Consider the following 14865-nt stretch of genomic DNA (forward strand, 5'->3'; position numbering starts at 1 on the left):
CGGTGCACTTGTTGCCGCCCACGATCCAATACCAGTCGCCGTGGGTGTTCACCAGCTGGTGGCCCTGCTCAGCCAGGAAGGCGGGCTTGGCCACGTCATAGCCCCACCAACCGGAGGACCAATAGCAGATGATGATGTCCTGGTCGAAGGTGCCCTGATCGGTGGTGTTGTCGTAGTAGATGCCGTCGTTGAAGGCCATGGGAGTCATGCCGGCCTCCTTGACCATGGCGGACACCTCATTGACGTACTTGATAAAGTCGTCGTACTGGCCATTGGCTACCAGCTTGGGGAAGCCCATGCTGCCGGTATCGTTGGCGTACTCGTCCACACCCATGTTGAACAGGGTGCAGCCCTTGTCGGCGAAGTAGGTGATGTACTTCTGGAGGAACGCCTTGGTGAAGCTGGTGGCGGTCTCGTTGGTGATGTCAATGGTGCGCTGAGAGGTGCCATAGGCGCAGTCCACGCCAGTGAGGGCCTCAGCGGTGTCCAGGATGGCGTCCATGTGGCCGGGGGTGTTGATCAGGGGGATGATCTCCACGCCCTTGGAATCGGCATGGGACATGATGGCGTCCATGTCGTCCTCGGTGAGCTCGTCCACCTCAAAGTCGCTGTAAGCCTCGTTGCCAGCGTGGATGGCGGTGGACACCTCTTCGCTGGTGTAGGTGGTGTCACCCACAGTCAGGGACATGTCGTCCAGCAGAAAACGCATACCGTCGTTGCCCAGACCCAGCATCACATAGTGCATGCCAGCGGAAGAAGCGCTGTCGATGATGGACTTCAGGCTGTCCACGGAGAAATACTTACGGCCAGCGTCCACCATGACGATGGACTTGTCGTAAGAGCCCTCAGTGGCGGTTGTGGTGGTCTCCCCACTGCCCTGATTGGCGGCAGCGGCGGGGAGCAGCATGCTGGCAGCCATTGCAGCAGACAGCAGGATGGGCATAGCCCGTTTGAATAGTTTCACTACTCTTACCTCCTTGTGGTACATAAACTTCCTTTACCTACGCACGTTTTATCAATCATCACAGCCCGAGCCGTCGCTCTATGGCTGCTCTATGGCCTGGGGCAAAGCCGTGCACATCATCGGGAACGCCGGTCCGCGCTCCCCCTTCCATTCTCCATCCTTCACCTACCTTACCTGGAAGTTGCAGCTGCCTTCCCCCATATGAAACTAGTGGAAACGCATAAATTTCCATGGTAATTCTGGTATAGTTTACCACGACATCACCAGGTTGTCAACATTTCCCCACAAAATGTCAGCTTTTATTGGGTTTTGTCCTCTGTCCCGGAAAAAAGGGCAAAAAAAGACCCGCCATCGGCGGGTCTTTTTCCCAGTGTTTGCTTGTCAGTGAGGGGCTCAGCCCGTCTCGCCGGGGAGGTTGACCTCCGGCATCAGCTCCTGGCTGACGATGGCCAGCATCTCCTCCAGCTTGTCGCACTCCTCGGGGCTAAAGCGCTCTTTGATGCGCTCCATGACCTTTCGAATGTAGTCGGTGCTGACATTGCAGTAATCCCGGTATTTCTGGGTCACTTGCAGGTGGTATTCCCGCTTGTCCTGCTCCGACTGCACACGGGTCAGGTACCCCTTGCGCACCAGACTGTTGATCTTATAGGCCGCATTGGGGGGTGAGATGCGCATAAAGGTGGCAAACTCGTTGACGGTGGGGGTGCCCAGGGCCTGGATGGTCTCCATGGCGAAGGTCTCCACCGTGGTCAGGCTGGCCTCCCGATTCTGAAAATGGGCGAAAATCTCCTGGTAAAAATGGAGCTTAAACTTGGTATACACCGCTCCGAATCGCTCCTCCAACATTCCGTTGCCTCCGTGTCCGTCTGTTTTATGGTACATAGTTCCAGATTTCACACAAAAGCCCGGTAATTTACTTACCCAGCGCCAGGGTGAGCTCGGCGGTGACGGCCACCTGGCCGTCCACCACAGCCTTGGCTTCCGCCACGGCCACGGGGCCTTTCTGTTTGATGATGGTGCACTCCAGCTCCAGCACGTCGCCGGGCACCACCTGGCGGCGGAAGCGGGCGTTCTTGATGCCGCCGAAGAAGCCCAGCTTGCCCCGATTCTCCTCCATGGACAGCACGGTGATGCCAGCCACCTGGGCCAGGGCCTCCAGAATGAGCACACCGGGCATCACGTGGTACTGGGGGAAGTGGCCCTGGAAGAAGGGCTCGTTGACGGTGACGCACTTGATTCCCTTGGCCCACTTGCCCTCTTCTCCGTCCACGATCTTGTCCACCAGGGCGAAGGGGTAGCGGTGAGGCATGATCTGGGCGATCTCATTGGAATTGTACTGCATAGCCTTTAGCCCTCCCACTTCTTCATGAGCACGCAGGCGTTGTGGCCGCCGAAGCCCAGGGAGTTGGACAGAGCGCAGCGCACGGTAGCGTGGCGGCCCTGGTTGGGCACGATGTCCAGGTCACAGGCGGGGTCGGGCTCTTGGTAGTTGATGGTGGCGGGGATGTAGTCCTCCTTCACGGCCAGAGCGGTGAAGATGGCCTCAACGCCGCCGGCAGCGCCCAGCATGTGGCCGGTCATGGACTTGGTGGAGCTCACAGCCAGCTTGTAGGCGTGGTCGCCGAACACGGTCTTGATGGCGGCGGTCTCGCCGGAGTCGTTGAGGGGGGTGGAGGTGCCGTGGGCGTTGATGTAGTCCACGTCCTCCGGCTTCATGTCGCCGTCGGCCAGGGCCTGGGCCATGGCACGGGCGCCGCCCTCGCCGTTGGGGGCGGGTGCGGTCATGTGGTAGGCGTCACAGGTGACGCCGTAGCCCACCATCTCGGCGTAAATCTTGGCGCCACGGGCCAGAGCGTGCTCCAGCTCCTCCAGCACCAGGATACCAGCGCCCTCACCCATGACAAAGCCGCTGCGGCGGGCGTCAAAGGGCACGGAGGCGGCGTTCTTGTCCTCTCCGGTGTGGAGAGCCCGCATGGTGGTAAAGCCGCCGATGGACAGAGGGGTCACGGCGGCCTCGGCACCGCCGCACACCATCACGGTGGCGTAGCCGTCCCGGATGTGGCGGAAGGCGTCGCCCACGGCGTTGGAGCCGCCGGCGCAGGCGGTGACGGGGCAGGTGCACATGCCCTTAAAACCCAGGTCGATGGCAATGAGGCCGGCGCCCATGTTGGCAATGGCCTCGGGGATGTAGTAGGGGTTGACCCGGTCGAAGCCCTTCTCCAAGCCACGGGTTTGCTCGGCCTCGGTGGTGCCGATGCCGCCCACGCCGCTGGAGACGATGACACCGCACTGGGTCAGGTCCAGCTTCTCCTTCTCCAGGCCGCTGTCGGCAAAGGCCTCCCGGGCGGCCACCATGGCAAACTGGGCATAGCGGGCCATGTGCTTGACCTCCCGCTTATCCAGCACGGTGGTGGGGTCCCAGTTCTTCACCTCGGCGGCCAGCTTCACCTTGCGGTCGGTGGGGTCATAGAGGGTAATGGTGTCGATGCCGCACACGCCCTCCTGCACTGCCTGCCAGCTCTCCGCCACGTTGTGGCCCAGGGGGTTGACAGTGCCCATGCCAGTGATGACAACTCTGCGTTTGTTTCCCATAATTTCCTCCTTGTCTGGTCACATGCCCATGCCGCCGTCCACGCTGAGCACCTGGCCGGTGATGTATCCGGCCCCTTCACTGGCCAGGAAGGCCACGGCCTTGGCCACATCTTCGGGGGTGCCTGCCCGGCGGGCGGGGATGGTGGTGAGCATGGCCTCCCGGGCCTGTTCCGGCAGGGCGGCGGTCATATCGGTGGCGATGTAGCCGGGGGCCACAGCGTTGACGGTGATGCCCCGTCCGGCCAGCTCCTTGGCCAGGGACTTGGTCATACCGATGACGCCAGCCTTGCTGGCGCAGTAGTTGACCTGGCCGGGGTTGCCCCGCAGGGCCACCACGGAGCTGAGGTTGACGATGCGGCCATACTTGGCCTTCATCATGGGCCGGGTCACCGCCTTCATGCACAAAAAGGTGCCTTTCAGGTTGGTGCTCACCACGGCGTCAAAGTCCTCTTCCTTCATGGTCATGGCCAGGCCGTCCCGGGTGATTCCGGCGTTGTTGACCAGGATGTGCACCCCGCCCAGCTCTTTGACGGCGGTGTCCACCAGGTTCTTCACGGCCTCGGCGTCGGTGACGTCACCCTTGAAGCTGCGCGCCTCCACACCCAGCTCTTTGAGGGCGGCCAGGGTCTCCTGAGCGGCGGCGTCGTTGCCGGCGTAGGAGAACACCACATTGGCCCCCTGGGCGGCCAGTTCCAGGCAGATGGCTCGGCCAATGCCCCGGCTGCCGCCGGTGACGATGGCCACTTTTCCCTTCAATGACATGGTCGAATCCCTCATTTCAGCGCCTGGACCAGGGCCTGAACGTCGGCCACAGTCTCCACGGCATAAGTCTTGATCTCGGGGGTGGTCTTGCGCACAAAGCCGCTGAGCACCTTCCCCGGTCCGATTTCTACGATGGTGTCCACACCCAACTCAGCCAGACGACGGATGGTGTCCTCCATGTACACGGAGGACTGCACCTGGCGCTCCAGCAGGGCGGGAATGGTGTCGTCGGGGCCCTTCTCACGGCCCAGACAGTTGAAGAGCACGGGCACCTGCATCTCGCCAAAGGTCTCCCCCTTGAACTTCTCCGCCAGGGCGTCCCCGGCAGGCTTCAACAGGGGGGTGTGGAAGGGTCCGCTGACCTTCAGAGGCATGCAGCGGCGGGCACCCATCTCCTTGGCCAGGCGGGCGGCCTCGTCCACAGCAGCCTGGTGGCCGCCGATGACCAGCTGGCCGGGGCAGTTGTAGTTGGCGATGCACACCACACCCAGAGCGCTGGCCTGCTCACAGGCCTGCTCCAGCTTCTCCCGGTCCAGGCCCAGCACGGCGGTCATGCCGCAGGGCACGCCCTTGGCGGCCTCGGCCATCACCTTGCCTCGGAAGGCCACCAGGGAGATGGCCTGCTGAGGGGTAAACACCCCGGCAGCCTGGAGGGCGGAGTACTCGCCCAGGCTCAGGCCTGCCACGTAGTCGGGGCGGATGCCCTCATCGGCCAGAATCTGGGTGACGCCCACGGCAAAGGCCACCATGCAGGGCTGGGTGTACCGGGTCTCATTCAAAACCCCCTGGCTGTCCTGGAAGCTGACCTCTTTGACATCAAAGTCCAGGTCTGCCCCGTCCAGCACGGCCCGGAACTGGGGGTAGGTCTCGTACAGGTCGGCACCCATGCCCGGGTGCTGGCTGCCCTGTCCGGCATACAAAAACGCAATGCTCATCCCTGCATCTCCTTTACGGTCTTGTCATAGCCTGCCATCAGATCCTCAAAGATCTGGCGCAGGGGGCGGACCTCATGGACCATACCGGCCACCTGACCGGCCATGAAGCTGCCGGTGTCCACGTCGCCGTCAAACACAGCCCGGCGCAGAGAGCCCAGGGTCAGCTTCTCCAGCTCCTCCAGGGGCAGGTGATCCTTCTCCATGCGCACATACTCCCGGGCCATCTTGTTCTTCAGCACCCGCACGGGAGCCCCGGTGGTGCGGCCGGTGACGATGGTGTCGGTGGCGCTGGCCTTGATGACCGCCTTCTTGTAGTTTTCATGGATGGGGCACTCCTCGCTGGCCAGCAGGCAAGTGCCGATCTGAGCGCCGCAGGCGCCCAGGGCAAAGGCGGCGGCCAGCTGACGGCCGTCGGCAATGCCGCCGGCGGCGATGACGGGGACAGACACGGTGTCCACCACCTGGGGCACCAGGGCCATGGTGGTCATCTCACCCACATGTCCGCCGCTCTCGGTGCCCTCGGCGATGAAGCCGTCCACACCCAGACGCTCCAGGCGCTTGGCCAGGATGGGAGCCGCCACCACGGGGAAGACCCGGATGCCAGCCTCTTTCCAGGCGGGGACGTACTTGCCGGGGTTTCCGGCGCCGGTGGTGACCACGGCCACACCCTCCTCCACCACGACCTTGGCCAGGTCGTCGATGTGGGGGTTCATGAGCATGAGGTTGACGCCGAAGGGCTTGTCGGTGTGCTCCTTGGCGATGCGAATTTCACGGCGCAAGGTCTCAGCGTCCCAGCCGCCGGAGCCCACCAGACCCAGAGCGCCGGCGTTGGACACAGCGGCGGCGAAGGCGCCGGTGGCGATGTTGGCCATGCCGCCCTGAATCAAAGGAAACTCAATTCCCAGCAGTTCATTTAACTTCATATCTGTTCAATCCTCCATTCTCAGCCCTGGGCCACTTCCAGCAGAGCGCCCGCCCAGGTCAGTCCGCCGCCGAAGCCCACGCACAGGACCTTATCTCCGGGCTTCACGTCTCCGTTTTGCACCAGCTCGTCCAACAAAATGGGTACGCTGGCCGCCGAGGTGTTGGCGGTATGTTCGATGTTGCCGGTGCACTTGGCCGGGTCTACCCCCAGCTTCTTCACGGCAAAATTGATGATTCTCTGGTTGGCCTGGTGGAGCACAAAGCGGTCCACCTCATCCAGGGTGATGCCCGCCTTCTCCGCCACTTCCCGGGCACACCGGGGCAGGGCCTCCACGGCGAAACGGAACACATCCTGTCCCTCCATGTGAATCACAGAGGGCTCACCCTTGTTGACCCCGGGGATGGTGAGCACCCGGTCGTTGCCCCGGCAGCCCAGCACGGCGTGGATGGAGGGGTAGTCCTCCCGCCACTGAACCAGGGCAGCGCCAGCGCCGTCTCCGAAGAGCACGCAGGTACTGCGGTCCGTCAGGTCCATGACCCGGCTGAGCACCTCAGCCCCCAGCACCAGGGCGTACTTGCGCTTTGCGGCAGCCAGCAGGCACTCGGCCGTGTGCAGGGCGTAGACAAAGCCGGAACAGGCGGCATTCAAGTCAAAGCAGATGGTGTCCTCCTGGAACCCCAGCTCCTTTTGCAGCACGCAGGCGGTGGCGGGGGTCAGGTGATCCTGGGTGAGGGTGGCCACCAGGCACACCCCGATCTGCTGGGGGTCAATGCCTCCCCGCTCCAGGGCCTTGCGGGCGGCGTCCAGACACAGGCTGGTGTGGCACTCCTCCCCCCGACAGTGGTGGCGGGCACCGATGCCGGTGCGGGTCCGAATCCACTCGTCGCTGGTGTCCACGATTTTCTCAAAATCCTGGTTGGTTATGACATGCTGGGGCAGGGCACTGCCCGTGGCCAGCAATTTGATGCCACTCATGTGCGCTCCTTTCTCAGGGCCTTTGCGCCCATGGCTCTAAATTTTTCATATCGACCGGTGAACAGGGCGTGGCCGCTCATGCGGCTCAGGCCCGCCAACTCCTCCTGGAGCACCCGGTCCAAGGTGTGTACCATAGCGGCCACATCGGTGTGGGCTCCGCCAGCGGGCTCAGGGATCACCCGGTCGATGACCCCCAGCTCCAAGAGGTCGGCGGCGGTGAGCTTCATCACCTCGCAGGCCTCGTCACTGCGAGAGGCATCCTTCCACAAGATGGCCGCAAAGCCCTCGGGAGAGAGGACGGAATACACGGCGTTTTCCAGCATCAGCACCCGGTTACCCACGCCCAGAGCCAGGGCGCCGCCGCTGCCACCCTCTCCGGTGACAATGGCGATGGTGGGCACGGTGAGGGCGGACATCTTGGCCAGCATCCGGGCGATGGCCTCGCCCTGGCCTCTGGCCTCCGCCTCCAGGCCGGGGTAGGCGCCGGGGGTGTCGATGAAGGTGATCACCGGGCGGCCAAACTTCTCCGCCTGGTCCATGAGCCGTCCGGCCTTGCGGTATCCCTCGGGGTTGGGCATGCCGAAGCGGCAGGCCATGCGCTCCTCCAGGTCCTTGCCCTTGCGGTGGCCAATGACGGTGACGGGACGGCCGTGGAACAGGCCGATGCCGCCGAAAATACTGGGGTCCTCCCCGCACAGGCGGTCCCCTTTCTGCTCAAAAAAGTCGGTAAACAGGCCCTGGACATAGTCCACCACCCCGGGACGGGCGGTGTTGCGGGCCAGCGCCACGCGCTCAGCAGCAGTATACTCAGCCATCCCGGTTTGCACCTGCCTTTCCATGGAGCTTCAGTAGCCGGATGAGGGTCTCCCGCATCTGACTGCGGGGGATCACAGCGTCCAAAAAGCCGTGCTCCAACAAATATTCTGCGCTCTGGAACCCCTCGGGCAGCTCCTGGCCGATGGTCTGCTCAATGACCCGGGGCCCGGCAAAGCCGATGAGAGCCCCCGGCTCGGCCAGCATGATGTCGCCCAGGCTGGCAAAGGAGGCGGTGACGCCGCCGGTGGTGGGGTGGGTGAGCACCGAGATGTACAGGCCGCCCCGGCGGGAGAACCGCTCCAGGGCCGCCGAGGTCTTGGCCATCTGCATCAGGGACAAAATGCCCTCCTGCATCCGGGCTCCGCCGCTGGCGGCGAAGAGGATGAGGGGCAGGCGGGACTTGGCGGCCTGCTCCACCAGCCGGGTGACCTTTTCACCCAGGGCGGCGCTCATGCTACCCATAAAGAAGTGGCTGTCCAGCACGCCCACCGCCACTTTTGTGCCGCCAATGCGGCCCAGAGCGGTGACCACGCCCTCGTTCATGCCGGTCTTGGCCTGGGCCTTGGTCAGCTTCTGGCGATAGCCGGGGAAGTCCAGGGGGTCGGCGGAGGCCAGCTCCTCGTCCAGCTCCCGGAAGCTGCCCCGGTCCAAAATCTGGCTCAGGCGATAGTAGGCGCCAATGGGGTGGTGGTAGCCGCACAGGGGGCACACGTACCCCGCCGCCACCAGGTCCCGGTGGGGCACCTCGCCGCCGCAGCTGGTGCACACCTCACTGCTGTGGGGGTGTACCGAGGCGGACACGCTGTGCATGGCCTTCAGGGCCAGCAGCTTCTGTCTGCGCCGTTGAAACACAGAACTCATGCCTTCTTCTCCTCCTCAGCAGGATTGCTCCAGGCCAGCAGGGTGTCCAGATTGGCATCCATGAACCCGGTGTGATAGCTGCCCCGGACAAAGTCGGGGTGATACAAGATCTGGTGGAGCAGATCAATGTTGTTGGTGGTGCCCTCAATGACCAGCTCCTCCAGGGCCCGGCGCATGCGCCGGATGGCGTCCAGCCGGGTGGGGGCGTGGACGATAATCTTGGCCATCATGGAGTCGTAGTAGGGGGGCAGGTCGTAGCCGCCGTACAGGCCGCTGTCCACCCGCACCCCGCAGCCGCCGGGCATGTGGAGAAAGTCCACATGCCCGGGGGTGGGCCGGAAGTCGTGGGTGGGGTCCTCGGCGTTGATGCGGCACTCAATGGCGTGGCCATGGAGCTGCACCTGGTCCTGGGTCACCGACAGGGGCAGCCCGGAGGCCACCCGAATCTGCTCCCGCACCAGGTCCAGCCCGGTGACCATCTCGGTGACCGGGTGCTCCACCTGGATACGGGTGTTCATCTCTATGAAGTAAAACTCTCCTTCCGGAGAGAGGACAAATTCTACTGTACCGGCATTGACGTATCCGGCCGCCTTGGCCGCCGCCACCGCCGCCGCCCCCATCTTTTCCCGCAGCTCGGGGGTGAGGGCCTTGGAGGGGGATTCCTCCAACATCTTCTGGTTGCGCCGCTGGATGGAGCAGTCCCGCTCCCCCAGCTGGATGACATTGCCCTGCCCATCGGCCATGATCTGGAACTCGATGTGGCGGGGGTTGACGATGAGCTTTTCCAGGTACATCTCGTCGCTGCCAAAGCAGGCGATGGACTCGCTGCGTGCTTCCTGGAACAGAGGGATGAGCTGGTCGGGCTCGTAGACCCGGCGCATGCCCCGTCCGCCGCCGCCGGCGGCGGCCTTGATGAGCACGGGGTAGCCCATGGCGTCGGCCAGGGCCTTGGCCTGCTCGGGGGTGTCCACCGCTCCATCGGAGCCGGGCACCACAGGCACCCCAGCCTGTTGCATCAGCTTGCGGGCGGCGGCCTTGTTGCCCATGTTGCGGATGACGTCCCCGGAGGGGCCGATGAAGGTGATGCCCGCCTGGGCACAGGCGTCGGCAAAGTCGGCGTTCTCCGACAAGAAGCCGTACCCGGGGTGGAGGGCGTCACAGCCGGTCTGCTTGGCCACGGTGAGAATGGCGTTCATATTTAAGTAGCTGTCGGCAGAGCGGGCGGGGCCAATGCAGTAGGCCTCCTCCGCCAGCTGCACGTGGAGGGCGTCGGCGTCCCCCTGGGAGTACACCACCACGGGCTGGATGTTCATCTCCCGGCAGGCCCGGAAGATGCGCACGGCGATCTCGCCCCGGTTGGCAATGAGAATGCGTCGAAACATGCCGCTCACCCTTCCCGGTAGCGAATCAGGTTCTGGCCATAGGACACCAGGTCGCCATCCTGGGCCAGTACCTCCTCCACCACGCAGTCACAGGGGGCCTTGATCTCGTTCATGGTCTTCATGGCCTCCACCAGGCACAGCACGTCGCCCTTTTGCACCTTCTGCCCCGGCTTGACATAGGGCTCTTCCCCGGGGGCGGAGGCGGCATAGAAGGTGCCCACCAGGGGGGCGGTGACAAAGGTGCCCTCTTCCACAGGCTCTGCCACAGGGGCAGCAGCCGCGGCGGGAGCGGCCACAGGAGCCACCACAGGGGCGGCGGCCACCGTCACGTTCTTGCCCAGCTCCAGGGAAAAGTCCTTCCGGGTCACCTTGAGAGTGGTCAGCCCACTCTGGTCAAAACGAGCCATCAGCTCGTAAATTTCTTGATTGGTCATAGCTCCTCCTTTTGGAAAAAAGGCACCGGGGTCCCCGGTGCCATTGCTTTTCCTCTTTCGATTAGCCCTGGTGGCTCTCCAGATAGTTCACCAGGTCGCCCACGGTCTTCATCTGGGGCAGAGCCTCGTCCTCGATGGTCACACCGAAGGCCTCCTCCAGAGCCATGGACAGCTCCACAGCAGCCAGGGAATCGGCGTCCAGGTCCTCAGCCAGACGGGCGTCCATGGTCACCTTGTCGGCGTCACAGTTGAGAGTCTCCACAATGATGTCGCGAATCTGCTCGAAATCCATATTGACAGCTCCTTTAAATTTGTGTTTTTGAATTTAGTTAAAATTATTTAAGTAAAATAATTTAAGTACATTGTAGCACCATCGCCCTCAAAGTCAAGGGGTGATTTTAAGTTTTACAGATTCATGCAGGTTCCATAGAGTTCGACGTTTTATCATAGTGGAGGTGCACAACAAAAATTCCCAGGTGGGGAAGTTGCTGGTTGCAAACTTCCCCGCCCCTCTCCCTTTCGCGGGAGATTGCCTTCCTTTTTCTCCTTGGCACAGGCTTGCCAGCCAGTCGGGGACGCTCCGCTGGGCCCGATTTCTCCCCGATGAGAAATCGGGGAAAGAATCGCCAAAGGCGGGGCCTTCCCCCGCCTTTGGAATCCACCCCGCGGTACTGGGTGGAGGGTGCATGGTTCTCAGTTCGGCCCTTGGCCCGGTGGGGTCACATAGATGGCCTGGCAAGTCTATAGAACGCATTCCCTTCTCTGTGAGACTGTACCTCTGTTTCCAGGGCCTCACCCCGGTGTGCGGCGTTTCCGCCGCCGGGAGCCAGGCCTCCGGCAACTGGGAACAGTTGCATTCCAAGGTAAGGCCCTGGCAGTAGAAGGACACACGAACAGAGGAGTAAATACAAACCGTAGAACGGCAAGTCATCTATGTGACCCCACCAGGCTAAGGGCCGAAACAAGGAGGACGCAGGGACTCCCAGTACCGCGGGGGTGGATTCCACAAGGCGGGGGAAGGCCCCGCCTTTGGCGATTCTTTCCCCGATTTCTCATCGGGGAGAAATCGGGCCCAGCGGAGCGTCCCCGGCGGGGGCGCTGGTTTCTTCCGAGGAAATTGGAGAAGCAAATTCTTTTTCATAAGAAAAAGGAGGAAGCACACAGCTTCCTCCTTCTCTTATTCCTCAATGGCAATGTCTACCCCGTTGACCTGCACCCCGTCCTGGGCACGGATCAAAATGTACTTTACCCCGTCAATGACCCGGGTGGACACCAGGTCGCTCTGCTCGGCGGGCAGACGCACCGTCACGTCGGCGGCGGCCACCTCCACCTGCTTGGGCTGGATGACGTTGGCGGGATTGATGGCGGTCTCCTCCCCAAAGGCCTCCTGAAACTTGCGCCCGAACTCCTCGGCGCAATGGGCGGGCACCCCGCAGGAGCGCAGCACCCCCGCCATCTCCCCGTGATTCAGGGTGAGAGGCTCCGGCTCGTGGCTCTCCTTATGGACCTCCATCATCTCTCGCAGCTGCTGGTGCACCCCTTCCACCACCTCGTAGCTGCCCTGACCCTCCAGGGCCTCGCTGAAAATGGTCTGGAAGGTCTCCTTCTGCGCCTGGGCAGGCATGGGAGGCTGGCAGCGGAACAGCTCGCTCCACATGGCCTCCTGGCTGGCTTTGGTGTCCTTGGTGTAAAAGAGCGCCCCATACAGGTTGGTGCTGCGCTCGTCAAAGGCGGGAAACAAAAAGCCCAGAGCGGGGGGACTCACCAGGTGGTTCATCTGGCGATTGTGGAACTCATTCTCCCGCATATAGTAGCTCAAGGCAGGCTTGGTCTCCTTCACGGGACAGATGGAGCACATAATATAGCGGTACACCTCGTTGCCGCCGTCGTCCTGGCGGCTGCCGTCCTTGCCCCGGTAGGGCACGTCATAGCTGTCCTGAATGAGCAGAATGAGATAGCTGCCCTCCAGCTCCACCGTCTCCACAATGCGGCGGAACAGCTCCTCCACAGCGGCGTCATCCTTCAAGGCGGAGTCCCGCACCGTCATCAGCAGCTTGTGCTCCTCCCCATAGGCCACCTGCTGGGTCTCAAACTCCATGGGCAGCAGGTTCTTCCCCAGCTTGCCCGACAGGGTCTTGCGCAGCACCCCCAGGAACATGTCCCGCTCGTCCTCGCTGAGCATGGACAGGGGCTGGTTGAACTGGGAGACAATGTGCTTGAGTTCATTGACATAACAGCCCCGGATGGAGCCGATGGCATTGCGGTCATCTTTAAAGCGGCGGCGAATTTCGCCGATTTCCTTCTCATTCATGGTGGAATACTCCTTATAACTCGGTATCAACCCCCACAGCGGGGGAATATCAGTATAGCACGCTTCCGCCGCCCCTGGCAAGGAGAGTTGTGAAACATGCACATTGACAAGGGAAAAAAATCTCGTATAATAAAACCCACTGGTGTCATGACACCTGTATGGATAGAAAGAAGGAGGAAATCCCATGTCCAAATTCAAGGAGTTTCTGGCCCAAAAGGACGTTGTCATCTCGGGCAAACGGTACGGCATTGACGCCCTGGGGGCCATGGCCCAAGGCCTGTTCTGCTCCCTGCTCATCGGTACCATCTTAAATACCTTAGGCAAACAGCTGGGGCTGGAGGTGCTGGTGACGGTGGGCGGCTACGCCTCCGCCATGAGCGGGGCGGCCATGGCCGTGGCCATCGGCTATGCCCTGAAAGCCCCTCCCCTGGTGCTCTTCTCCCTGGTCACCGTGGGCTACGCCGCCAACGCCCTGGGCTCTACCACCCTGGACGGCGGGTCGGGAGCTGGCGGCCCCCTGGCGGTGCTGTTCATCGCCATCATCGCCGCCGAGCTGGGCAAGCTGGTGAGCAAAGAGACCAAAATTGACATTCTGGTCACCCCCCTGGTGACCATTCTGGTGGGCGTGGGCCTGTCCGCCTGGTGGGCCCCCGCCATCGGCACCGCCGCCTCCTCCGTGGGCGACTTCGTGGAGTGGGCCACCGTGCTCCAGCCCTTCTGGATGGGCATTCTGGTGTCTGTGGTCATCGGCGTGGCTCTCACCCTCCCCATCTCCTCGGCGGCCATCTGCGCCGCCATTGGCCTGACCGGACTGGCGGGCGGCGCGGCGGTGGCAGGCTGCTGCGCCAACATGGTGGGCTTTGCCTTCCTCTCCTTCCGGGAAAACCGGTGGGGCGGCCTCATCAGCCAGGGCCTGGGCACCTCCATGCTGCAAATGGGCAACATCGTCCGCAACCCCCGCATCTGGCTGCCCGCCATTTTCACCTCCGCCATCACGGGACCCCTGGCCACCTGCGTGTTCCAGTTCCAGATGAATGACCCCTCTGGGGGCGTGGCCTCGGGCATGGGCACCTGCGGCATGGTGGGCCCCATTGGGGTATACGCCGGGTGGGTCAACGACGTGGCCACCGGGACCAAAGCCGCCATCACCGCCATGGACTGGGTGGCCATGGCCCTCCTCTGCTTCATTCTCCCCGCCGTGCTCACCTGGGCCTTCGGCCTGCTGCTGCGCCGGATTGGCTGGATTCGGGAGGGAGACCTGACTCTGTCCTAACCCCCACCCCTTGACATTCCCACTTTCCCCCTGTAACATAAGATTCAAACAGAGAGAAAGAAGCGAGAGACCATGGTAGATCCGACTGTTGAGAATAAGCTGCGCTCCCTGGGCCTGATGGGAAACTATCAGGGGTACCACTGTCTGGTGTACAGCGTGCATCTCATTCAGGCCGACGACACCTACCTGGACATGGCCACCAAGCGGCTCTACCCCGAGGTGGCCCGGTTCTTCGGCATGAACCCCGGAGCGGTGGACAGCGCCATGCGCACCGCCATCTCCCTGTGCTGCACCCGGTGCCAGGCTCAGGTCTCCCAGATGTGCGGAGGCAAGGCCCGGCCCACGGTGACCGAATTTCTCCACGGACTGGTGAAGCAACTGGCAGAATGACCCCAGGGTGCGCCTCCCCGATGTTTGGGAGGCGCACCCTTTTTGTACCCCCTTTCGACCCGGTTGTGTTGACTTTTCCACCCCAAGTCTGATACAATACCCCGTAAATCTGAAAACAACGAGGTGTGAACATGGACAAATACAAGCTCTGTGCAGCGGCTCTCTCCGCCGCTCTACTGGTGGCGCTGCCCGGCTGTACCCTTGGCACTCCCACCCCTACCCCTACGCCCACCCCCACGGTGGCC

16 protein-coding genes are annotated in these 14865 nt (G+C 62.6%); 2 read left to right on the forward strand and 14 right to left on the reverse strand.

The features are described from left to right. From B5F12_RS10685 to B5F12_RS10750, 14 genes are all read right to left on the reverse strand, one after another. The coding region (locus B5F12_RS10685) for a family 20 glycosylhydrolase (RefSeq protein ID WP_158096805.1) at positions 1–964 on the reverse strand (964 nt) is incomplete at its 3' end. Positions 965–1357: 393 nt separating this feature from the next. After that, positions 1358–1810: a MarR family transcriptional regulator gene (locus B5F12_RS10690; RefSeq protein ID WP_087234225.1), complete on the reverse strand. Its 453-nt coding sequence runs from the start codon at positions 1808–1810 to the stop codon at positions 1358–1360. 67 nt (positions 1811–1877) lie between these two features. After that, on the reverse strand, positions 1878–2306 hold the full coding sequence (gene fabZ / locus B5F12_RS10695) for a 3-hydroxyacyl-ACP dehydratase FabZ (protein ID WP_087234227.1): 429 nt from the start codon (positions 2304–2306) through the stop codon (positions 1878–1880). A 5-nt stretch (positions 2307–2311) separates the two neighbouring features. Beyond that, positions 2312–3556, reverse strand: a complete 1245-nt coding sequence (gene fabF / locus B5F12_RS10700) for a beta-ketoacyl-ACP synthase II (RefSeq protein WP_087234229.1) — start codon at positions 3554–3556, stop codon at positions 2312–2314. Positions 3557–3574: 18 nt separating this feature from the next. After that, on the reverse strand, positions 3575–4318 hold the full coding sequence (gene fabG, locus B5F12_RS10705) for a 3-oxoacyl-[acyl-carrier-protein] reductase (protein WP_087234231.1): 744 nt from the start codon (positions 4316–4318) through the stop codon (positions 3575–3577). An 11-nt stretch (positions 4319–4329) separates the two neighbouring features. Further along, on the reverse strand, positions 4330–5253 hold the full coding sequence (gene fabD, locus B5F12_RS10710; protein ID WP_087234233.1) for an ACP S-malonyltransferase: 924 nt from the start codon (positions 5251–5253) through the stop codon (positions 4330–4332). Next, positions 5250–6176 carry a nitronate monooxygenase gene (locus B5F12_RS10715; protein WP_087234234.1) on the reverse strand — a complete coding sequence of 309 codons (927 nt, stop codon included), beginning with the start codon at positions 6174–6176 and terminating at the stop codon, positions 5250–5252. The genes fabD and B5F12_RS10715 overlap by 4 nt, the downstream gene beginning before the upstream one ends. Positions 6177–6196: 20 nt before the next feature. Further along, entirely contained in the window at positions 6197–7153 is a 957-nt protein-coding gene (locus B5F12_RS10720) for a beta-ketoacyl-ACP synthase III (RefSeq protein ID WP_087234236.1), read from the reverse strand. After that, positions 7150–7968, reverse strand: a complete 819-nt coding sequence (locus tag B5F12_RS10725) for an acetyl-CoA carboxylase carboxyltransferase subunit alpha (protein WP_087234238.1) — start codon at positions 7966–7968, stop codon at positions 7150–7152. Before B5F12_RS10725 ends, B5F12_RS10720 begins: the two co-directional genes overlap by 4 nt. Continuing rightward, positions 7961–8830: an acetyl-CoA carboxylase, carboxyltransferase subunit beta gene (gene accD / locus B5F12_RS10730; protein ID WP_087234240.1), complete on the reverse strand. Its 870-nt coding sequence runs from the start codon at positions 8828–8830 to the stop codon at positions 7961–7963. The genes B5F12_RS10725 and accD overlap by 8 nt, the downstream gene beginning before the upstream one ends. Beyond that, entirely contained in the window at positions 8827–10212 is a 1386-nt protein-coding gene (gene accC / locus B5F12_RS10735) for an acetyl-CoA carboxylase biotin carboxylase subunit (protein ID WP_087234242.1), read from the reverse strand. The genes accD and accC overlap by 4 nt, the downstream gene beginning before the upstream one ends. 5 nt (positions 10213–10217) lie before the next feature. Next, positions 10218–10646: an acetyl-CoA carboxylase biotin carboxyl carrier protein gene (gene accB, locus B5F12_RS10740; RefSeq protein WP_087234244.1), complete on the reverse strand. Its 429-nt coding sequence runs from the start codon at positions 10644–10646 to the stop codon at positions 10218–10220. Positions 10647–10707: 61 nt separating this feature from the next. Continuing rightward, positions 10708–10938 carry an acyl carrier protein gene (gene acpP, locus B5F12_RS10745; protein WP_087234246.1) on the reverse strand — a complete coding sequence of 77 codons (231 nt, stop codon included), beginning with the start codon at positions 10936–10938 and terminating at the stop codon, positions 10708–10710. Positions 10939–11823: 885 nt separating this feature from the next. Then, on the reverse strand, positions 11824–12957 hold the full coding sequence (locus tag B5F12_RS10750) for a DUF4317 domain-containing protein (RefSeq protein WP_087234248.1): 1134 nt from the start codon (positions 12955–12957) through the stop codon (positions 11824–11826). A 184-nt stretch (positions 12958–13141) separates the two neighbouring features. Between B5F12_RS10750 and B5F12_RS10755 the strand changes: the two genes are divergently transcribed. Both B5F12_RS10755 and B5F12_RS10760 read left to right on the forward strand, forming a co-directional pair. Continuing rightward, a complete protein-coding gene (locus B5F12_RS10755; protein ID WP_087234250.1) occupies positions 13142–14230 on the forward strand; it encodes a PTS sugar transporter subunit IIC in 1089 nt (362 codons plus the stop codon). Positions 14231–14302: 72 nt separating this feature from the next. Next, positions 14303–14620: a sporulation initiation factor Spo0A C-terminal domain-containing protein gene (locus B5F12_RS10760; protein WP_087234252.1), complete on the forward strand. Its 318-nt coding sequence runs from the start codon at positions 14303–14305 to the stop codon at positions 14618–14620. Positions 14621–14865 lie beyond the last annotated feature (245 nt).

The sequence above is a fragment of the Pseudoflavonifractor sp. An176 genome, assembly GCF_002160435.1.
GTDB lineage: Bacteria > Bacillota > Clostridia > Oscillospirales > Oscillospiraceae > Enterenecus > Enterenecus faecium.